This is a genomic window from Streptomyces sp. NPDC037389 (assembly GCF_040636475.1).
Lineage (GTDB): Bacteria > Actinomycetota > Actinomycetes > Streptomycetales > Streptomycetaceae > Streptomyces > Streptomyces hesseae.
Window position 1 is genome coordinate 462,728 of the sequence record NZ_JBEZUS010000003.1, and the last position, 20,797, is coordinate 483,524.

The 20,797-nt window shown below is 74.5% G+C and carries 13 protein-coding genes; 5 read left to right on the forward strand and 8 right to left on the reverse strand.

The features are described from left to right. Nucleotides 1-100 precede the first annotated feature (100 nt). Nucleotides 101-964, reverse strand: coding sequence for a rhomboid-like protein (locus AB0E98_RS08860; RefSeq protein WP_361700156.1), 864 nt, complete (start codon nt 962-964; stop codon nt 101-103). A gap of 175 nt (nt 965-1,139) precedes the next feature. On the opposite strand from AB0E98_RS08860, the gene AB0E98_RS08865 reads away from it, so the two are divergent. The 5 genes from AB0E98_RS08865 (at nt 1,140) to AB0E98_RS08885 (ending at nt 9,013) form a co-directional block, all read left to right on the forward strand. Continuing rightward, complete coding sequence (locus tag AB0E98_RS08865; RefSeq protein WP_361700159.1) at nt 1,140-1,829, forward strand: spermidine synthase; 690 nt, start codon at nt 1,140-1,142, stop codon at nt 1,827-1,829. Between the two features lie 90 nt (nt 1,830-1,919). After that, a complete protein-coding gene (locus tag AB0E98_RS08870; protein WP_126916018.1) occupies nt 1,920-2,657 on the forward strand; it encodes a response regulator transcription factor in 738 nt (245 codons plus the stop codon). A gap of 49 nt (nt 2,658-2,706) precedes the next feature. Continuing rightward, nucleotides 2,707-3,807, forward strand: a complete 1,101-nt coding sequence (locus tag AB0E98_RS08875; RefSeq protein ID WP_361700162.1) for a HAMP domain-containing sensor histidine kinase — start codon at nt 2,707-2,709, stop codon at nt 3,805-3,807. Between the two features lie 241 nt (nt 3,808-4,048). Next, nucleotides 4,049-7,870, forward strand: coding sequence for a multifunctional oxoglutarate decarboxylase/oxoglutarate dehydrogenase thiamine pyrophosphate-binding subunit/dihydrolipoyllysine-residue succinyltransferase subunit (locus tag AB0E98_RS08880; RefSeq protein ID WP_361700164.1), 3,822 nt, complete (start codon nt 4,049-4,051; stop codon nt 7,868-7,870). 141 nt (nt 7,871-8,011) lie between these two features. Beyond that, nucleotides 8,012-9,013, forward strand: a complete 1,002-nt coding sequence (locus tag AB0E98_RS08885; RefSeq protein WP_361700538.1) for a ketoacyl-ACP synthase III family protein — start codon at nt 8,012-8,014, stop codon at nt 9,011-9,013. A gap of 33 nt (nt 9,014-9,046) precedes the next feature. On the opposite strand, the gene fxsT is transcribed toward AB0E98_RS08885, so the two are convergent. The 7 genes from fxsT to AB0E98_RS08920 form a co-directional block, all read right to left on the reverse strand. Further along, nucleotides 9,047-12,064 carry an FxSxx-COOH system tetratricopeptide repeat protein gene (gene fxsT / locus AB0E98_RS08890; protein WP_361700167.1) on the reverse strand — a complete coding sequence of 1,006 codons (3,018 nt, stop codon included), beginning with the start codon at nt 12,062-12,064 and terminating at the stop codon, nt 9,047-9,049. Between the two features lie 59 nt (nt 12,065-12,123). Continuing rightward, complete coding sequence (locus AB0E98_RS08895) at nt 12,124-13,491, reverse strand: HEXXH motif-containing putative peptide modification protein (protein WP_361700170.1); 1,368 nt, start codon at nt 13,489-13,491, stop codon at nt 12,124-12,126. Continuing rightward, entirely contained in the window at nt 13,488-13,721 is a 234-nt protein-coding gene (locus tag AB0E98_RS08900; protein WP_361700173.1) for a hypothetical protein, read from the reverse strand. Before AB0E98_RS08900 ends, AB0E98_RS08895 begins: the two co-directional genes overlap by 4 nt. A 125-nt stretch (nt 13,722-13,846) precedes the next feature. Continuing rightward, nucleotides 13,847-17,008: an SAV_2336 N-terminal domain-related protein gene (locus tag AB0E98_RS08905; protein ID WP_361700176.1), complete on the reverse strand. Its 3,162-nt coding sequence runs from the start codon at nt 17,006-17,008 to the stop codon at nt 13,847-13,849. Between the two features lie 6 nt (nt 17,009-17,014). Beyond that, the gene (locus AB0E98_RS08910; RefSeq protein ID WP_361700179.1) at nt 17,015-18,025 is read right to left on the reverse strand and encodes a MoxR family ATPase; all 1,011 of its coding nucleotides are present in this window, start codon (nt 18,023-18,025) and stop codon (nt 17,015-17,017) included. Nucleotides 18,026-18,173: 148 nt separating this feature from the next. Beyond that, a complete protein-coding gene (locus tag AB0E98_RS08915) occupies nt 18,174-20,333 on the reverse strand; it encodes a trypsin-like peptidase domain-containing protein (protein ID WP_361700182.1) in 2,160 nt (719 codons plus the stop codon). Then, nucleotides 20,330-20,767, reverse strand: coding sequence for a CU044_2847 family protein (locus AB0E98_RS08920; protein WP_361700185.1), 438 nt, complete (start codon nt 20,765-20,767; stop codon nt 20,330-20,332). The genes AB0E98_RS08915 and AB0E98_RS08920 overlap by 4 nt, the downstream gene beginning before the upstream one ends. Nucleotides 20,768-20,797: the final 30 nt, after the last annotated feature.

A 20,797-nucleotide genomic window follows, 5' to 3' on the forward strand; every position in this document is an offset into this window, starting at 1 on the left:
GCGATCGGCTCGGGAAGGGGCGACGGCAGGGCGAGGGCAAGGCGGCGGCAGGTACGCCGAAGTGGGGTGTAGCCCGTCGGAGTGAATTAGCGCCCGGCGCTCAGCGGCCGTGGAGGGCGGTGTCCGCCGCGGGGCGCGGATCGTCGCCCTCCGCGCGGGGCCGCGGGGGCGCCGGGACGACGGGGCCGGCGAGGCGCCCGCGGAGCGCTTCGGCGTCGACGGCCGCCTGGGCGGGCGGCACCGCGTCCGCCTCCGCCCGCTCGCGCGGGCGACGCAGGCGGCGCGGACCCGGCAGCCCGTCGCGGATCAGCGACCGGCAGGCGATTCCCGTGAGCAGCGCGATGGGGTGCCCGGCGCTGGCCAGCGGATCGATCAGCTCGATCAGGTCCTGGGCACACATGGCGCCCGCCACGCCCAGCATGGTCCACCGCGCCGGGCGCGACACCAGCCCGGAGAGCGCGCCGATGCAGGCCATGAGGCCGAAGCTGATGCCGTAGTCGAGCCGGTGCAGCGAGGACTCCGGCAGCTGCCCGGCCGCGACGGCGCCGGCCACCGGGAGCTCCGTGGCGAGCGTGGCCAGGACGTGCCCGACGAGGAAGACACCGGCCGTCCGGGCGCCGCCCACGCGCCGCTCCAGCGCGGTGAGGACGAGCGCGAAGGCCACGCCGTAGGCGGAGTAGAGCCCGCCGGCCACCCACAGGGCGCTGGCGACCAGGACGACCAGCGGTTGTTCGGTCAGGTGGGCGGCGTCCGTGCTGGAGTCACGGAGCAGTTGGCTGACGGTGGCCTGGTCGCCGAAGTCGGCGTAGACGGCCGTGCCCAGCAGGATCAGGCCGTAGCAGAAGGTGAAGGGCGTGCCGGTGGGCGTGGGCAGCAGCCGGCCGAGGCGGCGGATCGCCGTGCGGAGGCGGCCGGGGGCGGCGGCCGCCCCCTGGGCGTTGCCGTCGGCGTCAACCGCAGTCACTCGGCCAGCCCCTTTCCGCGCATTTCTCCGGGCCTCCTTGAACATTAAGGTCCACGGTCGGGCACCGGATCAACCTCTGGTCGTGACTCCCGTCACCTTTGTCAACCTCTTGACGTGTAGCGGCGTCGGCCGATTCGTCGACAGTCACCGAACGGTCAACAGGAGGCAGCAGCACATGCACCACATGAAGCACAGCGACTCCACCCCCACCGTCCTCGACCGCCGCGACGGCCCCCACGGGGAGGTCGTGCTCAGACGGCGGGGCGAGCACTTCGAGATCATCGCCAACGGCTGTTTCCTGATGGACACCTCGGACGGGCGCTCCGAGCGGCTGCTCGTCGACGCCGCCCTGGCCGCCCTCCCCGCGGACCGTGCGGAACCGGCCGTCCTGATCGGTGGCCTCGGTGTGGGCTTCTCGCTCGCCCGGGCCGCGGAGGAGCCCCGCTGGGGGCGGATCGCCGTCGTCGAACGGGAGGCGGCCGTCGTGGACTGGCACCGCTCGGGCCCGCTGGGCGCGTACTCGGCGGCGGCGCTCGCCGATCCGCGCGCCGAGATCGTCCATGCCGACCTCGTGACGTATCTCCGGGCGCCGGGGCGCGGTTTCGACGCGCTCTGCCTGGACATCGACAACGGCCCCGACTGGACCGTCACGGAGGACAACGGCAGCCTCTACTCCCCCACCGGACTCGCCGCGTGCCGGGACCGGCTGACGCCCGGAGGGGTGCTCGCCGTGTGGTCCGCGCAGCCCTCCCCGGCGTTCGAACAGGCCCTCCGTAATGCCGGGTTCGCCGGGGTAACGACGGAAGAGATCACCGTTGCCCGAGGCGTCCCGGACGTCGTTCACCTCGGCATCCGTGCCGCGTAGCCGAGTCCCGCCGGGTGCCCGTACCCTGCCTTGCACAGGTGCAGGACCCGTAGTCACTTCGCTGCGGGAACACGCTTAGGGGCGGGGCGCATGGAGCACACACACATCGGCCCGAGCGGCGTCGTGGCGTCAACCGGGGCGCAGCGCCGGGTGCTGATCGTCGAGGACGACCGGACGATCACCGATGCCATCGCGGCCCGGCTGCGGGCCGAGGGCTTTCAGGTACGCACCGCGGGCGACGGGCCCGCCGCCGTCGACACCGCCGAGGCATGGCAGCCGGACCTTCTGGTCCTGGACGTGATGCTGCCCGGTTTCGACGGCCTGGAGGTCTGCCGCCGGGTGCAGGCGCAGCGGCCCGTGCCCGTCCTCATGCTGACCGCGCGCGACGACGAGACGGACATGCTGGTCGGTCTGGGCGTCGGGGCGGACGACTACATGACCAAGCCGTTCTCGATGCGCGAGCTCGCCGCCCGGGTGCACGTGCTGCTGCGCCGGGTGGAGCGGGCCACGCTGGCCGCGCACACCCCGCGCAGCGGCATCCTGCGGCTGGGCGAGCTGGAGATCGACCACGCGCAGCGCCGGGTGCGGGTGCGCGGCGGGGACGTCCATCTGACGCCGACCGAGTTCGACCTGCTCGTCTGCCTGGCCAACACCCCCCGCGCGGTCCTCTCCCGTGAGCAGCTGCTCGCGGAGGTGTGGGACTGGGCGGACGCCTCCGGCACCCGGACCGTGGACAGCCACATCAAGGCGCTGCGCCGCAAGATCGGGGCGGAGCGGATCCGTACGGTGCACGGGGTCGGCTACGCGCTGGAGACCCCGGCGGCATGACGGCGCACATGGCCCGGGGCGGGTGGCATGGCTCGTTACGGTGATCCCGGTGTCCGGTGAGCACCGGCCGCCGCAGGGTCTGTGGAGCAGGCTCTGGGAGGCACTGCGCCCCCTGGATCCCTACCGGTCGGTCAAGGCGGCGCTCGGCGCGCTGGTGATCGGCTCGGTGGTGATCACGACATTCCTGGTGTTCGTCGCCATCCACTCGGCGACCGAGCTCCGGGTGATCACCGTTTTCTCGATCATCGCCTCCCTCCTGATCACCCAGTTCGTGGCGCACGGGCTGACCGCGCCGCTGGACGAGATGACCGAGGTCACCCGGTCGATGGCACAGGGTGACTACACCCGCCGGGTGCGGGCCGGGCGGCGGGACGAGTTCGGGGACCTGGCCGAGGCCTTCAACCGGATGGCGGCCGACCTGGAGGCGGTGGACACCCACCGCAAGGAGCTCGTCGCCAATGTCTCGCACGAGCTGCGCACCCCCATCGCGGGGCTGCGGGCCGTGCTGGAGAACGTGGTGGACGGGGTCTCGGCCCCCGACCCCGAGACGATGCGCACCGCGCTGCGGCAGACCGAGCGGCTGGGCCGGCTGGTGGAGCAGCTGCTGGACCTGTCCCGGCTGGACAACGGGGTGGTGCCGCTGCACGCCCGGCGCTTCGAGGTCTGGCCGTATCTGGCGGGGGTGCTCAAGGAGGCGAGCATGGCCTGCGGCAGCGGCTCCTCGCCGCGCGCCCGCAAGGACGTCCATCTGCACCTGGACGTCTCTCCCCCGGAGCTCACGGCGCACGCGGACGCCGAACGGCTGCACCAGGTGGTCGCCAATCTGGTGGACAACGCCGTCAAGCACTCTCCCCCGCACGGCCGCGTCACCGTCCGTGCCCGCCGGGGCGAGGGGGCCCAGTCGCTGGCCCTGGAGGTGGTGGACGAGGGGCCGGGCATCCCCGAGGCCGAGCGGCACCGCGTCTTCGAGCGCTTCAACCGGGGCTCCGGCGCCTCGCAGGGGCCCGGCGCCGACGGCGGTACGGGCCTGGGCCTGGCCATCGCCCGCTGGGCGGTCGACCTCCACGGCGGGAGCATCGGGGTGGCCGAGTCCCCGCGCGGGTGCCGCATCAAGGTCACGCTTCCGGGAGGTCCTCGTGAGCCGTGTTGACGTAGGGTCGGTGGCGGGAGCACACATCCGACCGGATGTGGGGCAGGATGCGGCGAACCCAGGAGAGCCCGGGGTCAAGCGGAACCTTCGGGTTTTCCCAGCTCTTCGTGCCCTGAAACCCGACGTCGAGTGTGACTTAGGCGACGACTGGCCCGGGTGGCCTGCATTAAGGGTCCCGACAGGCGTAGCCTTTATTCCCGCTGTCCACCACCTTAGGAAGCGGAAGAGGGCGGTTGCCGCCGTGTCGCCACAGTCCCCCAACACCTCGAGCGTCTCGACCGACCAAGCAGGGCAGGGCAAGAGTCCTGCCGATGTGTTCGGTCCCAATGAGTGGCTCGTCGACGAGATCTACCAGCAGTACCTCCAGGACCCGAACTCGGTCGACCGAGCCTGGTGGGACTTCTTCGCCGACTACAAGCCGGGCACTGCCCCGGCTCCGCCGGGGCAGGCAGTGACCGGGGGCGCCCCGAGCGCCCCGGCCGCCGCCGCGCCGGTTACTCCCCCCGCCGCGCCGCAGGCCGCCGCTGCTCCGGCAGCACCGGCCGCTCCGGCTGCCGCAGCTCCGGTCGCCGCCGCGGCTCAGGCCCCGGCCGCCGCGAAGCCCGCCGCAGCTCCGGTCGCCGCCGTGGCGAAGCCCGCGGCTGCCAAGCCCGCCGTGGCGAAGCCCGCCGCCGCCAAGGCTGCCGAGCCGGCCGTCGGTCCCGAGTTCGTGACGCTGCGCGGTCCGTCCGCCGCGGTCGCCAAGAACATGAACGCCTCCCTGGAGCTGCCGACGGCCACGTCCGTCCGCGCGGTCCCGGTGAAGCTGCTGTTCGACCAGCGCATCGTCATCAACAACCACCTCCAGCGCGCCCGCGGTGGCAAGGTCTCCTTCACGCACCTCATCGGCTACGCCATGGTGCAGGCGCTGAAGCTGATGCCGTCGATGAACCACTCCTTCACGGAGAAGGACGGCAAGCCGACCCTCGTCAAGCCCGAGCACGTCAACCTCGGTCTGGCCATCGACCTGGTCAAGCCGAACGGCGACCGCCAGCTCGTCGTCGCGGCCATCAAGAAGGCCGAGACCCTGAACTTCTTCGAGTTCTGGCAGGCCTACGAGGACATCGTCAAGCGCGCCCGCGTCGGCAAGCTGACGATGGACGACTTCACCGGGGTCACCGCGTCGCTGACCAACCCCGGCGGCATCGGCACCGTGCACTCCGTGCCGCGCCTGATGCCCGGCCAGGGCCTCATCATCGGCGTGGGCGCCATGGACTACCCCGCCGAGTTCCAGGGCACCTCGCAGGACGCCCTGAACAAGATGGGCATCTCCAAGGTCATGACCCTGACCTCGACGTACGACCACCGGGTCATCCAGGGCGCCGCCTCCGGCGAGTTCCTGCGGATCATGCACCAGCTGCTGCTCGGCGAGAACAACTTCTACGACGAGATCTTCGAGGCGCTGCGGATCCCCTACGAGCCGGTCCGCTGGCTCAAGGACATCGACGCCTCGCACGACGACGACGTCACCAAGGCCGCCCGTGTCTTCGAGCTGATCCACTCCTACCGGGTCCGCGGCCACGTCATGGCCGACACCGACCCGCTGGAGTACCGCCAGCGCAAGCACCCCGACCTCGACATCACCGAGCACGGCCTCACCCTGTGGGACCTGGAGCGCGAGTTCGCGGTCGGCGGCTTCGCCGCCAAGTCGATGATGAAGCTGCGCGACATCCTGGGCGTGCTGCGCGACTCGTACTGCCGCACCACCGGCATCGAGTACATGCACATCCAGGACCCGAAGCAGCGCCGCTGGATCCAGGAGCGCGTCGAGCGCCCGCACCACAAGCCGGAGCGCGAGGAGCAGCTGCGCATCCTGCGCCGGCTGAACGCGGCGGAGGCTTTCGAGACCTTCCTCCAGACGAAGTACGTCGGCCAGAAGCGCTTCTCCCTGGAGGGCGGCGAGTCCGTCATCCCGCTGCTGGACGCGGTGCTGGACGCGGCCGCCGAGGCCCGCCTGGACGAGGCCGTCATCGGCATGGCCCACCGTGGCCGTCTGAACGTCCTCGCCAACATCGTCGGCAAGTCCTACGCGCAGATCTTCCGCGAGTTCGAGGGCAACCTCGACCCGAAGTCGATGCACGGCTCCGGCGACGTGAAGTACCACCTGGGTGCCCAGGGCGTCTTCACCGGCCTGGACGGCGAGCAGATCAACGTCTCGCTGGCCGCCAACCCCTCCCACCTGGAGACGGTCGACCCGGTCGTCGAGGGCATCGCCCGCGCCAAGCAGGACATCATCGGCAAGGCCGGCACGGACTTCACCGTCCTGCCGATCCAGCTGCACGGCGACGCGGCCTTCGCGGGCCAGGGCGTCGTGGCCGAGACCCTGAACATGTCGCAGCTGCGCGGCTACCGCACCGGCGGCACCGTGCACATCGTCATCAACAACCAGGTCGGCTTCACCGCGCCGCCGGAGTCCTCGCGCTCGTCGATGTACTGCACCGACGTCGCCCGGATGATCGAGGCGCCGATCTTCCATGTGAACGGTGACGACCCGGAGGCCGTGGTCCGCGTCGCGCGGCTCGCCTTCGAGTTCCGCCAGGCGTTCAACAAGGACGTCGTCATCGACCTGATCTGCTACCGCCGTCGCGGCCACAACGAGTCCGACAACCCGGGCTTCACGCAGCCGCTGATGTACGACCTGATCGACAAGAAGCGCTCGGTGCGCAAGCTGTACACCGAGTCGCTGATCGGCCGTGGCGACATCACCCTGGAAGAGGCCGAGCAGGCCCTCCAGGACTACCAGGGTCAGCTGGAGAAGGTCTTCGTCGAGGTCCGCGAGGCCGACACGGCCCCCGCCGAGGCTCCGGCCCCGGCCCCGCTGGACGGCTTCCCGATCGCGGTGGACACCGGGATCTCCCAGGAGGTCGTCAAGCGGATCGCCGAGTCGCAGGTCAACCTCCCCGACGGCGTCACGGTGCACCCGCGTCTGATGCCGCAGCTCCAGCGCCGCGCCTCCAGCGTCGAGGACGGCACCATCGACTGGGGCATGGGCGAGACCCTGGCCTTCGGCTCCCTGCTGATGGAGGGCACCCCGGTCCGGCTCGCCGGCCAGGACTCCCGCCGCGGCACGTTCGGCCAGCGCCACGCGGTGCTGGTGGACCGGGAGACCGGCGAGGACCACACCCCGCTGCTCTACCTCTCCGAGGACCAGGCCCGCTTCAACGTCTACGACTCGCTCCTCAGCGAGTACGCGGCGATGGGCTTCGAGTACGGCTACTCGCTGGCCCGCCCGGACGCGCTCGTCCTGTGGGAGGCCCAGTTCGGTGACTTCGTCAACGGCGCCCAGAGCATCGTCGACGAGTTCATCTCCTCCTCCGAGCAGAAGTGGGGCCAGACCTCCGGCGTCACCCTGCTGCTGCCGCACGGCTACGAGGGCCAGGGCCCGGACCACTCCTCGGCCCGTGTCGAGCGGTTCCTCCAGCTCTGCGCGCAGAGCAACATGACGGTCGCCATGCCGACGCTGCCGTCGAACTACTTCCACCTGCTGCGCTGGCAGGTCCACAACCCGCACCACAAGCCGCTCATCGTCTTCACCCCGAAGTCGATGCTGCGTCTGAAGGCCGCGGCGTCGAAGGCGGAGGAGTTCACCAGCGGTCGCTTCCGTCCGGTGATCGGCGACGAGAGCGTCCAGGCCGAGGCCGTCCGCAAGGTCGTCTTCTGCTCCGGCAAGGTCTACTACGACCTGGAGGCCGAGCGGCAGAAGCGCGGCCTCACGGACACCGCCATCATCCGTCTCGAGCGCCTCTACCCGCTGCCGGGTGAGGAGCTCCAGGCCGAGATCGCCAAGTTCAAGAACGCCGAGAAGTACATCTGGGCGCAGGAGGAGCCGGCGAACCAGGGTGCGTGGCCGTTCATCGCGCTCAACCTGATCGACCACCTGGACCTGGCCGTCGGTGCCGACGTCCCGGCCCGCGAGCGACTGCGCCGGATCTCCCGTCCGCACTCCTCGTCCCCGGCGGTCGGCTCGGCCAAGCGCCACCAGGCCGAGCAGGCGGCGCTGATGGCCGAGGTCTTCGACGCCTGAGCGACACCTGAGTTCCGCGTAGCGGTTCGATAGCGCCACGGAAGGTGGGCTTCCCCTCAAGGGGGAGCCCACCTTCCGTCGTATCGACCGCCGGTCCAGCCGCCCTTGAGGCGGGGGCGGCCACAGTGGGCCATGACAGCCATGACCTTCGAGCATCTGTACATCGCGGGCTGCGCGGCATGGCTGCCGCCGGCGGTCCCCGTACCGGAGGCGGTCGCCCGGCGTACGGGCGCCGTGTCCGTGACCGTCGCGGGGGCGGAGGACTCGGGGCCCGGGATGGCCGCCCGTGCCGCCCGGACGGCACTACGGCGCGCCGGGCACGGGGCGGCGGACGTCGGGCTGCTGCTGCACGCCGCGCTCTACGACCAGGGACACGAGCTGTGGGGGGCGGCCTCCTACGTCCAGTCGCTGGCGCTGCCGGGCGCCCGGCCCGCCTGTCCGGCGCTGGAGGTGCGGCAGGTCTCCAACGGCGGGATGGCCGCGCTGGAGCTGGCGGCCGCGTATCTACGGGCGGGCACGGACCGGCCGGCGGCGCTGCTGACGGCCGGTGACGCCTATCGTCCGCCCGGCTTCGACCGCTGGCACAGCGATCCGGGCACGGTCTACGCGGACGGCGGGGCCGCGCTCGTGCTCTCCCGCGCCGGTGGTTTCGCGCGGCTGCGGTCGCTGGTGACGTGCTCGGAGCCCCGGCTGGAGGGCATGCACCGGGGCGACCGGCCCTTCGGGCGGGCGGGGACGGTCGATCTCGACGCGTGCAAGCGGCAGTTCCTGCGGCGGGTGGGCCGGCCGGCGGCGGTGGCCTGGGTGGCGGGCGGGCAGCGCCGGGCGCTGACGGGGGCGGTGGAGGCGGCGGGGACCGGTCTCGGGGAGGTGGACCGGTTCGTCCTTCCGCACCTGGGCAGGCGGCGGCTGGAGGCGGCGTACTTCCTTCCGTTCGAGATGGATCCCCAACGAACGACGTGGGGCTGGAGCCGGGGCGTGGGGCATCTGGGGGCGGGCGACCAGTTCGCGGGGCTGGCGCGGCTGGTGGAGACGAAGGAGGTGGCGCCCGGTGAGCTCGTGCTGCTGGTGGGGGTGGGGGCCGGGTTCACCTGGTCGGCGGCGGTGGTGGAGATCGTGGAGGTGCCCCGCTGGGTGGACTGACGGATCGGCCGGGATGACCGGCCCGGTGACGGATCAGCCCAGATACGGCTCGAAGTCCCAGTAAGGGCGGATGCGTTGGCGGGCGGCGAGGGTGTGGGGGTGCTGGGCGCCCAGGGAGCGGGTGAGCCGCTGGAGGGCGTCCTCCTCGATCTTGCCCGCCTCCTCGTGCTCCCGGAGCCCCCGTAGGTCCATGGCGAGGGCCACTTCGCAGGAGAGGGTGAAGGGGTGGACCTCCCCCAGCGCGTGCCGGGCCCGCCGCAGGGTGTCGCGGCTGAGCTCCAGGGCGCTCTCGATCCGCCCGGTGAAATTGCGGCCGCCCGCGGCGTTGAGGGCGCAGCCCAGGACCCAGGGGTGGTCCGGGCCGAGGGTGGCGGTGAGCCCGGCGAGCGCGGCTTCGAACATGGTGAGGGCCTCGGAGCGCTCCCCGGCGGCCTGGAGGATCAGGCCCGTGTTGGAGAGCATGCCGGTGCTGATGGGGTGGGCGGGGCCCAGCAGTTCACGGAAGCCGGCCTCGCCCTCGGCGATGAGGTCCTTGGCCTGCGCCAGGTCGCCGTGTTCGCGGGCGTAGTTGCCGTGGTCGACGATGAGGCCGGCGGTGGCGTAGTGGCGGCGGCCGTGGACCTGCTCGGTCTGTTCGAGGAGGCTGGCCAGGGCGCCGCCCATGTCCGCCAGGCCGCCGGCGCGCCGCTCGCACAGCAGCAGGTTGTGCCGGGCGCGCAGGGTCTGGGGGTGCTGGGGGCCGAGGACCTGGACGTGGAGGCGCATGCCGAGCTCCTGGCGGGCCAGCGCGTCCCGGTAGCGGCCCATCAGCCGCAGGTCGCGGGCGCAGGCCATGGCGGAGACGAGGGTCGAGGCGTGCCGGGCGCGCAGCAGGGTCTCGCGTTTGCGGAGGGTCTCCAGGTCGATCTCGTACGCCTCGGTGTAGCGGCCGAGGAGGCGGAGCCCCACGCCGAGGTTGTGCTGGGCGAGGAGGGTCAGGTAGTCGTCGGGGCCGAGGAGTCCGAGGGCGGTCTCCAGCACCTCGCGCTGGGCCTGGAGGGCTTCGTCGTACTGGCCGAGGTAGCGCTGGTCGGCGGCGAGACAGCTGGTGGCGGTCATCAGCCGGGTGCCCCCGTGGCCGGGGGCGGCGCGGAGGCGTTCCAGCAGGGTGCGGTCGAGTTCGTAGGCGGGGCGGAAGTGGCCGTAGGCGCGGAGGATGTTGCCCTGCTGGGTGGTGAGCTCGACCATCCTGGGGTGCTCCGGGGGGTGGAACTCCGACCAGTGCTCGCGGACCTGTTCGGCGAGGGCCGTGCCGGTGCGGAACTCTCCGCTGCGGAAGCAGTAGCGCAGCAGGTTGAGGACGGTCTCCTGGACGCGGGCGTCCCGGCCGGTGAGGGCGCCGGAGGGTTCGAGGTGGGGCAGGAGCTCGGCGTAGCGGGGCCAGAGCCGGGAGTCCTGGGGGTTGCCGGGGTCGGCCGCGGCGAGCATGGAGCGGACGACACGGCGGTGGGTCTCGCGGTCCGCGGGTGAGGTGAGGCGGCCCACGATGTCGTGGACGATCCGGTGCATGTGCACGGATTCCTGCTCGGGGCCCGGTTCCTCGCCGGCGAGGGCGGAGCGGGTGTCGCGGGTGACGACCGAGTAGTTGACGAGGGTGTCGAGGGCGCGGGTCCAGGCGGCGAGGTCGGTGGCGAGCCAGCCGAGGCCCTCGGGGAGCTCGGCGGCGGGCAGGTGGCGGACGAGGCCGATGGGGATGCGACCGGGGGCGAAGGCGGCGCACAGGGAGAGCAGCTCCACGGCGTGGGGCTGGTCCTCACGGAGGCGGTTGATCAGTATCGACCAGGAGGTGAGGGAGGAGCGGGGGACGCCGTCGAAGCCGCCCTGGTCGGCCAGTTCGGAGAGCTCGCCGTCGCGGACCATGCGGAGGTAGTCGGCGACCTCCATGTCGGACTCGCCGAGCCAGGCGGCGGCCTGGACGAGCGCGAGGGGGATGTCGGCGAGTTCGGCGGCGATCTCGTCGGCCTCCGCGGCGGTGAGCCGGGGGGCGCGGCGCATCAGATAGCCGGTGCTCTCGTGGCGGTCGAAGCCGGGGATCTCGACCAGGGTCGTCCGGCTGTCGCTCCAGCTGCGGTTGCGGGAGGTGATCAGGACGTGGCCGGGGCCCTCGGGCAGCAGGTCCTCGGCGCTCTCGATGTCGTCCCAGCCGTCGAAGACCAGCAGCCAGCGGCCGTAGGGGTCGCCGCGGCGCAGCGCCTCGTGGAGGGCGCGGATGCGCTCGCCGGGCTCGGAGCCGCTGATCAGGCCGAGTTCGGGGGCGAGTTCGCCGAGGCGTTCGCGCAGGGTGCCGCGCGTATCGGAGTTGATCCACCAGATGACGTCGTAGTCGGAACTGAAGCGGTGGGCGTACTCGGCGGCCATCTGGGTCTTGCCGATGCCGGACATGCCGAGGAGGGTGACGACGGCGGTGCCCTGCTCGGCGTCCATCAGGTGCTGCTGGAGGCCGTTGAGGAGGTCGTCGCGGCCGGTGAAGCGGACGTTGCGCCGGGGGACCTCGCCCCAGACGGCCGGGGGGTCGTTGGGGTAGCGGGAGCCGGGGCCGGCGGGCAGGGGGCGGCGGGGGCCGCCGGTGGGCAGGCCGAGCCGGGTCAGGAGCCGGCGCTCGGCCTCCTGGGCGCCGACGCTCCACAGGTCGACGGGCTCCAGGACGGCGGTGGCCGGGAGCAGCGCGCGGTTGGTGAGGTTGACGGCGGCGAAGCGCTCGGCGTGGGCGGCGACGATGCCGCGCAGAGCGGCGCTCCACTCGCCCTCGCGGCGCGGGCCGAGCTGGAAGAACCAGTCGCTGAGCACCAGCAGTATCCGGCCGGAGGCGAGCAGCAGGTCGTCGATGGAGCTCTCCAGGGGCACCTCACGGCGCGGGTCCCAGCGGTGGAGGGTCACCCGGTGTCCGTGGGACTCCAGCCGGTGGGCGATCCAGGTGGCCCAGGGCCGGTGGAACCCGGCGAAGACGACGACGAAATGCTCGCTGTCCCGCCCTTGCGCGCCGGTGCCGGCCGCTTGCCGCTGCGTGGCCATCCGCACGTCTCCCTCACTGTTCCGCGCCGCGTCGGCCGGGGCCGACCCTGGACACGAGATTACCGTACGTCACCGACAGGTGACGCTGTGCCGATCGTCACGTCGGGTCCGCCGGGCCGCGTCAGCCCCGCGAGGTGCCGTTCCATGGCGATCACGAACTCCCGGCCCTCGGGAGTCAGTTCAGCCGATTCAAGCAGGATGTCCACGGCTCGCGCGACCTGTCGGAGGCAGGAATCACGGCGGGTGCGGGCCTCGCGGCGGGCCGTGGGCGCGAGGCCCGGGAGCAGTGCCGCCCGGGCCCGGAGGTCGGCGAGGGCGAGGTGGGCGTAGGCGCCCTGGAGGACGCCGCCGACGGGCCGGGGGTCGGGGCGCCAGGCCACCCGGTGGAGGGCGGGCCGGCCGTGCGGCGGCGGGGCGTGGAGGGGGACGAGGTCGTGGAGCACGGCGAGTTTGCCGTGCTGGGTCTCGTGGACGAGGACCTCGGCGAGCTCCCACGGGGAGTTCCGCGGGGTGGTGAGGACGGCGCCGGGTGCCACCCGGTAGGTCGCGCTGGCCTTGGTCCCGGGCCGGCCGGCGGGGGCGAGCGGCACCAGGCAGCGCAGCAGGGCCGTCACCTCCGTGGCGCGCTCCGGGTCGGCCGCGCGCAGCAGGGCCAGGGCGGCGCGCCAGTGCCGGGCCCAGGGCCCGCCGGCGGTCCGGGGCGCGGCGGGGAGCGCGTAGCGGCCCGCGCCGCCGGGCGGGGCGCGGTACGGGTCCAGGTCGTCCAGGCGGACCGGGCCGCCCGCGAGCCGGAGCAGCCCCTGCCAGCCGGGACCGTGGCCGGTGACGCGCCCGGCCGCGCGCAGCAGCAGGGCGCCGCCGTGCCCACCGGGCGGGGCCAGCCGGGCGGCGGGGCCGTGGGCGGTCAGCCGTACCGGGGAGTCCGTGGTGCGCAGCAGGCCGATGCCGGGGAGCGCGAGCCGTCCGCCGGGGGCGGGGAGGTCCAGGGCGAAGTCGGCGCCGGCGCGCAGGGCCGCGGTGGCGGCGACGGCACCGAAGTGGCCGAGGCGCAGGGCGAGCGTCTCCCCGTCGGGGGCGGCGAGGGTGTGGGCGAGCCAGGTGCCGACGGATGGGTAGTCGAGGGTCCCGGCGACCCGGCCGGGGTGGTGCGCCTCGGCGTGTTCGAGCAGCTGCCAGTGCTCCTCGAAGCGCGCGCGGGCGGGGCCGGGGACGGCGGGGAGCCGTTCCAGCCGGGTCAGCAGGGACTTCAGCAGCAGGAGCCGTCCGCTGTGCAGGCCGTCGAGGAGGAGGGCGGCGTCTCCGGGGGCGGCCCGGGTCCGGGCGAGCCGGGCCAGGGTCGCGGGGGTGACGCGGCCGGGTCCTTCCGGGCGGCCGGGATCTCGCGGGCGGCCGCCCTGGGTGCCGTCCGCCGGCCGGGGTCCGGTCACCGGCCGGGGCGCGCCCCGGTGACCCCGCCCTCGCTGCCCTCGCCGCCCGAGTGCCATGCCTCCGCGAGCCGCCCGGCGCAGCGCAGCACGCCCTCCACGGCGGCCGCCAGGGCGGGGTCCCGGGAGGCTCGTAGGGCGCGCAGGCCGGTGCGGGCGAGGTCGGGCAGGGGCGACGGGCCGGGCACGCCGTCCGCGCGACCGGTCACCAGGGCGTTCTCCAACTGGTTCACGCTCTTCTCCTCCCTGCCGCCGTCCGCCGGAAACGGGCCCGCGCGGCTGCACGGTTCTTCCCAACGCCCCCGGTTCGGAAACCCGTTCGGTGGCCGGTCCGGTGGGGCGCGCCGGTGCCGGACGGTCAGTTGACGAGCCGCGCCACCGCCTCCCGGGTCGCCTGGACCTCGGCCCAGGGCACCTCGGCCAGCCGGCCCGTGAGGTCGCGCCATTCGCGCTGCCCGTCGCGGTAGGCGGCCAGGGCCGCGCGGCGCAGCCCCATGCGCTCCAGGGCGTCGCCGTAGCGGTGAAGGGCGCGGGCGGCGGTCACCGAGCCCGGGCCGTCGGGGGCGGGCAGCCGCCGGGCCTCCTTGGCGGCGGTATCGAAGGCCGCGGCGGCGTCGGCCACCGGCAGAGCACCCTGCCGGTCGCTGAGCAGCAGCCGTGCGGTGCCCAGTTCCAGCCACGCCTCGGCACGGGTGGCGCCGTCCGGCGCCCGGCGCGCGGCCTGTTCGAGCAGGTGGCAGCTTTCGTAGAGGTCGGGCAGGAACCCCTGGCGGCCGAAGCGCAGCACCAGCGCGCGGCCGAGCGCCAGCTGGGTGCGGGTCCGCAGCGGCGACCGGCCGGGGCTGACGGCGTACGCCTCGCGCAGCACGGACTCGGCGCGGGTGACGGGATCGGCGGCGTCCCCGGCGTCGCCGACCGGAGTCCCGGCGGCCGGTGCCCGGCCGAGCAGCGACTCGCCCCATTCCACGAGGAGTTCGCAGCGCCGGAGGCTGTCGCGGGCGGTGAGGCCGACAGCCGCCGCGTAGGCGTCGTCGGCCTCGGGCCACTGGTCCGCCGCCGCGTGGGCGCGGGCCTGTTCGGTGCGGCAGCGCAGCCGTTGGGCGTCGTCGGTGGCGGCCGCAGCGGCGGCGTCCAGGACGGTGAGGAGTCCGGCGCCGGGGGCGCCGGCAGCCCGGAGCGCGGCGGCGAGGTCGAGGAGCGCTGCGCAGCGCTGGACGTCGGGTACTGCTTCTTCCCGTTGTCCCCGTTCCATCAGACGGCAGGCGGTGCGGAGTTCGGCGGCGGCCTCCTCGGCGTACGGGCCGGGCGCTCCGCCGGTCCCGGTCAGCGCCAGCAGGGTCCGGCCCAGACGGAGGTGGCGGGCGGAGGTGCCGGGGGGCAGCGCCCGCAGGACGCGGGCGGCGGCGACGAGGTGGTCGCGGTCGCCGTCGTCCTGCCACAGCGCGTAGGAGACGTCGGCCAGGTGGAGCGCGGCGGTGGCGCGGGTGTCGCCGTCGGGCGGGGCGTGGGTGAAGGCGTCCTGGAGGTGGTTCGCGGCCTCCTCCAGGAGGGCGCGACGGGACGTGGCGTCGTTCCGTACGGACTCCGTGCCGACGAGGGACTGGAGCACTCCGCCGAGGACGAGCCGGGCGCGCAGCCCCTCGGCGGGTGCCGCGCCGGGGAGCGGGGCGGTCGCGGCGGGACCGGCCAGGGCGCGGGCCTGGTGGAGCAGCGAGGGGTCGCCCTGGACCTGCCAGAGGCGCAGCAGCCGTTCCGCCTCGGCGACGGGGCCGCTCTCGACGGGCACGGGCCGGTACCAGCGGACCACCCGGGCGGGGACCTCGGCGAAGAGCTCCGGTTCGGCGGCGTCCCGGCGCTCCTCGGGCGGGCCCGGGGGCACGGGGGCGATGAGCTCCTCGCCGGTGAGCTGGGCGGCCGCGCGGGCGGAGAAGTTGCGGGCGCCCTTGCCGAAGTGGCGCTCGACGTAGTCCGAGCAGTGCTTGAGGACCAGGGCCGCCGCGCCCCGGTCGAGGGAGTGCAGCAGCATCTCGCGGACGCCGTCGGCGAATTCGTACCAGGGGCCGGTGCCGGTGTCCGGGTCCATGTCGGGCAGCCGCCACAGCAGCCCGCTCAGCAGCACCTCGGCGAGCTCCATGGGCCCGGTGTCGGGCAGCATCGCGCGCTGGACCAGCTGCATCACGGGGAGGGTGAGCGGGACGGCCGCCAGGTGGACGGCGAGCCGGAGGGCGCCCGGCGAGGCGCCGGCCCGGAAGGCGCGCAGGAGTTCGTCGGCGCTCCGGGTGCCGGGGGCGCCGGGGGCCGGCGCGGGGCGGGGCGGATGGCCGGGCAGCAGCCATCCGGCGGCGCCGCGCACCGTCGTGCGGCCGGGGCCGGACAGCAGCCGGGCCCAGACGCCGAGCGCCTCGGCGGTCGGCAGCAGGACCGGTACGGGCAGGGCGCCGGGGCCGGGGCCGGGCCCGTAGCCGTCGGGGGTGAAGCTGGTCCTGCCGCCGGTGGCGGGGTCGCGGCGGAGCCGCCCGGGTTCGGCGGGCAGCGCGGTGCGGGGCCACAGGCGGGGCGGCAGGGGCTGGACCACGGCCAGCGGGGCGGTGCGCGCCCAGTGGTGGAGCATGCTCTGGGCGCGCCCCTCCTGCCACAGGGGGCCCACGCAGTCGCTGACGACAAGGGTGAGCCGGCGCCCGGTGGGGTCGCGGAACTGGTCGGCGGGGCGCGGGCGAAGATACCGGGCGCCCCCGGAACCGCCCGTACCGGAGCCACTCGTACCGGAACTGCCTGTACCGGAGCCGTCTGTACCGGAGCCGCCCGTACCAGTGCCGCGCCCCGCCATGGTGCCGACGAGGGGCGTGCCGTCGGGGGCCCGGTGCAGATAGCGCACCTGGACGTCGCGGAAGACCCCGAGCTGGGCGCAGGTCTGCCGCAGTTCCTCCAGCATCCGCTCCCACACCACCATGGACGGGGAGGTGTCCATCACCAGCTGCACGGCCGCCGGGCGGCGCTCGCCGGGCCGGTGGACGGGCTCCAGCAGCCCGGTGCGGGCGGCGGAGTCGGCGGTGGCGTCCTCGTCGAGGGGGCCCGGGAGGGGCGCGGCGAGCGTGCGGTAGCCGCGCAGGGGCCGCAGCGCGCGCTGGAGGCCCAGGAGCCCGGGCAGGGACGAGGCCATGGGGACGCGTATGGGGAAGGTGTCCACGGCGCCCGGGTGGCCCTCGCCGCGCGCGTACAGGGACACCCGTTCCCGGCGCCGCGCCCGCGGCGGGGAGTCGCCGGGCCCGGGCGACCGGACGGCGCCGCCGGGGCGGTCCGTACGGCTGCCGGGGGCCCCGGCGCGGGCGGTCGAGGCCTCACCCGTCGTGCCCGGCCGACCGGTGGCGGCCGGTCCGTCCGGCGGTTCGCCGACGGTGCCCGGGCCGACCCACTGGGCCAGCCACAGAGCGTCGGCGATCTCTTCCGCCGTGAGGTCCCAGTCCGCGGCCCGCAGCCTGCCGACCAGTTGCCCCAACCGCCGGTCGGGGGGCGCCGTCATCTCTCATCACCTCGGGCGGTCGAGGGGCTGCATGAGCATGTCCGCGAGCCGGTCGCGGGTGACGCGCTCGGTGCGCGGGGCGTGCTGGGTGAGGAAGAGGGCGTTGAGCAACTGGTCGGCGGCGATGACCTCGCCGGGCTCCCGGTCCAGGAAGCGCTGGATGAGCTCGTCGCCGTCGGTCACGGCGTCGTCGCCGAGGTGGGCCCGGACCATCGCGGTCAGCTGCTCCTCGCCCGGCGCCTCCAGCTCCAGCTGGACGCAGCGGCGCAACAGGGCGGCCGGGAAGTCGCGTTCGCCGTTGGAGGTGAGGACGATCAGCGGGAAGGTGGTGCAGCGCACCCGGCCGCCCTGGATCACGGCCCGGCCGCCGTCGTCGGTGAGCACCTCGACCTCGGGTTCGAGGTCGGCGATCCGCTCCAGCTCCGGAAGTCTGAACTCCCCTTCCTCCAGGGCGTTGAGCAGGTCGTTGGGCAGGTCGAGGTCGCCCTTGTCCAGCTCGTCGACGAGCAGCACCCGGGGCTGGGCGGCCGGCAGCAGGGCCGTGCCGAGCGGGCCCAGCCGGACGTACGAGCCGATGGAGCGGCGCCCGGCGCCGGTGGCCTCGCCGCCGGCCCGCTCCAGCTGGACGTCCTGGAGGCGGGCGATGGCGTCGTAGTGGTAAAGGCCGTCGCGCAGGGTGGAGCGGCTGACGATGGGCCAGCGCAGCACCCGGCCGAGGCCCAGCTCGTGGGCGACGGCGTGGGCGAGCGTGGACTTGCCAGTTCCGGGGTTGCCGGTGACGAGGAGCGGGCGGCGCAGATAGAGGGCGGCGTTGACCGCCTCGACCTCTTCGGGGCGCGGGTGGTGGTTCTCCACCAGGCGGCGCAGCACGCCGAGGCGGCGGGCGGCGCTCGGGTCCGCCTCGGCGCCGGTGTCGGGGCCCGAGGAGGCGAAGTCCCGCCAGGGCGGGGGCGGCGGCAGCCGCCGGATTCCGTCGTGCGGCAGCCCGGCTCCCCGGTAGATCCGCCAATCGTTCACACTGGGCTCCTCGTAGCTGGTGGGTGACCGTGAGGCCGACGGCGCCGTCCGGGGCCCCGACACAGCCCGCCCCCGCCCGACGGTACCGTCCGGGGACCGCCCTGCCGACCCCTCTTCACCCTTCCCTGTACGCGTAATTGACGTGCTCTCACGCCGCGCCTCCAGGTCTGGGCAGCGGGGCGCACAGCGGCTCGCCGGGCGACGGCGGATGGTGCGGCGAGTCGTAGAGCAGGGTTATCGAGCGCGCCCATTCCGCCTCCGGGTCGGGGGCCTCCGGGTCGGCGCAGGCGATCCGGAGGCTGCGTATCAGCTGGGGCAGTCCCCCGGCGGTACCGGCCTCGCCCACCAGCAGGGAGACGCGCCGGTGGAATTCGGCGCAATCCGTGTGCCCCGTGGCGCATCGTCGCCAGATCACGACCGCGTGCCCGGCGGCCAGCGCCGCCTCCATGGCCGTGGCGCCCGCGCCGACGGCCGCCTCGCCGCAGTAGACCGGCACGGCGGAGTCCTCCGCGAACGACAGCCTGCCGTACGCCGCGTGCCCGCCCTCCCGGCCGGGCCCGCCGTGGCCCTTGAGGGGCGCCTCCCGGCGCAGCGGCACGGCCGTCAACGGGCCCCGGAAGGTGCCGTCCCAGCGCTGCTGCCACTCCGGGGTCGGGGGCTGGTCGCGACGGCGGCGGTCCCGGACGACCACCACACGGCGCTGTCCCAGCGGCAGCGTGTGCGGGTCGATGCCGCCTCCGTCGGCGCCGGGCGGCGACAGCTGCCAGGAGTCCACCGGTTCGTCGAACAGCTCACGCGGCAGCATCACGTGCAGCTCCGCCAGATGGCCACCGGCGTCGCCCTGCCGCAGCGCCCGCGCGATGGGCTCGCGGAGCGTCTCGCGCAGGCGCGCGCGGGGGACGCCGGTCTCGTCGCCGACGAGCGGGTTGACCACGCCGCCATCCAGCAGCAGCTTCACGCGCCACGGGTAGCGGTCGCCGTAGACGAGCGAGTCGACCTGGACGAGCACGTCGGCCCGGGCCCCGGAGGGGGCCGCGACGCCCGGCTCCACGTCCCGGCGCTCGGGCTTGCGCAGCTCGACCGTGCCGGGCGGCGAGGGAGCGCGCGGGCCGTCGGGGTCGTCCGATCCCCCGTGGAGGATCCGGTGGATCTCCACCCTGATGACGTCCGGCAGCGGCTCGGCCTGGGCCGCGATCCAGGTGGACAGCTCGCGCAGCGGCTCGGTGTCGTCCAGGGCCCCGAACCGGCTGACGGCGGCCGCGACCCGCGCCGCGTACAGCAGCACCGCCTCCAGCTCCAGATCGCGGTCCGGGCCGGCTTCCATGCCGCCGTGACCGCCCTGCCCTCCCTGCCCGCCGTCGCGCAGGTCGTAGAGCAGGCCCACGCCCTCCCGCCAGCTGCGCGGGTCGTGCTCGACGCCCGGCTGGTACGGCTCCTGGATCACGCGGCGCTTGACGGTCTCCACCAGCGCCATGACCTCGCCGGGGGTGGCGGGCGGCGACAGCTCCGCGAGCCGGGCGAACAGGTGGGTGCGCAGGACGGGCGTGAAGCCGTCCGCGGGGCCCGGCCGCAGCGCCTGCTGCATGCCGGTCCAGCCGGCGCCGGTGCCCACGGCGCGGTAACGGGCGTAGTGGTGGCGGTCGTGGGCGCGGATGACGGCGTGCAGCCGGTCGCGGCCGGGGAGGTCGTCGGCGAGCCGGCGCAGCGCGGTGATGGGCACGGCCAGCCCGGCGGTGTCCTTGCCGCGCCCCTTGCACACGCCTATGACCGCGCCGCGCGCGGTGTCGACCACGGGCCCGCCGGAGCAGCCGGCGACGGGTATCTCCCCGCGCAGCAGCATGGCCGTGCCGTCGGCGCCGTCCCCGCCGGTGGCGGTGCCCACGCCGAAACGCAGACCGAGCTCGCCCATGTCGAACGACCAGCCGTGGAGGCTGATCGGGGCGGGCACGACCGCCGAACGGTCGCTCAGCCAGAGGCACTCGGCGCCCTCCGCGCCCTCGACCTCCAGCAGCGCGAGGTCCGGCAGCCGCCAGGGCCTGGGGGGCACGTCGGGGTCGGCCGGCATCGGCAGGGCGAAGGCCACCCGGCCGGGGGCCGTCCGCCCGTGCCAGTCGGTGACGTCGACGGCCGTGGCTCCGCGCAGCACGTCGCCACCCCCGTTCCCCACGACATGGGCGCACGTCAGGACCCAGCCGGGGGCGATGAAGAAACCGCTTCCCCAGAACCGGGCGCCGCTCGCGTCATACCCGCCGCCGGGCGCGGAGATGCGTACGACGGCACGGCGCGCGGTGCCCTCCAGGGCGCTCAAGGGGCGCCGGGGGTCGTGGGCCCCGGCCCGGCGGCCGCCCGGTCCTCCCGGCGGCCGTCCCACTTCAGCGTCACCGTGATCGACGCCTTGGACTCGCCGTCGGCTATCAGGCTGATGACCTGGCCCGCCTTGGCGGACAGCTCGATGCCGAACTCCACGGACACCTCGTCGGGCCGCGCCGCCGCGAGGCCCATCCGCACGGAGTCCGCGACCCCCCGGACGGTGTCGGCGAGCCCGCCCGCCATGTCGGCGACGCGCCGGGCCGCGCCGGAGTCCGCGTACGAGGAGTCCGCGTAGGGGGCGTCCTCGTACGGGGCGCCCCCGTGCCCTCCGGACCCGGCGTTCTTGGGCCCGTCCAGTTCCTGCGCTTCGGTGACCCGCGCCCAGACGACCGTGCCGTCGTCGAGCCGGACCTGAGTGATCCCGTCGGCCATACGCCCGTCCACCCCCGTCGACCGCGCGTG

Excerpts from the sequence above, each read along its gene's own strand:
- fxsT (WP_361700167.1), bottom strand. The coding sequence starts at position 12,064 with ATGGCCACGCAGCGGCAAGCGGCCGGCACCGGCGCGCAAGGGCGGGAC.
- AB0E98_RS08905 (WP_361700176.1), bottom strand. The coding sequence starts at position 17,008 with ATGACGGCGCCCCCCGACCGGCGGTTGGGGCAACTGGTCGGCAGGCTG.
- AB0E98_RS08920 (WP_361700185.1), bottom strand. The coding sequence starts at position 20,767 with ATGGCCGACGGGATCACTCAGGTCCGGCTCGACGACGGCACGGTCGTC.
- AB0E98_RS08885 (WP_361700538.1), top strand. The coding sequence starts at position 8,012 with ATGACCTTCGAGCATCTGTACATCGCGGGCTGCGCGGCATGGCTGCCG.
- AB0E98_RS08865 (WP_361700159.1), top strand. The coding sequence starts at position 1,140 with ATGCACCACATGAAGCACAGCGACTCCACCCCCACCGTCCTCGACCGC.
- AB0E98_RS08870 (WP_126916018.1), top strand. The coding sequence starts at position 1,920 with ATGGAGCACACACACATCGGCCCGAGCGGCGTCGTGGCGTCAACCGGG.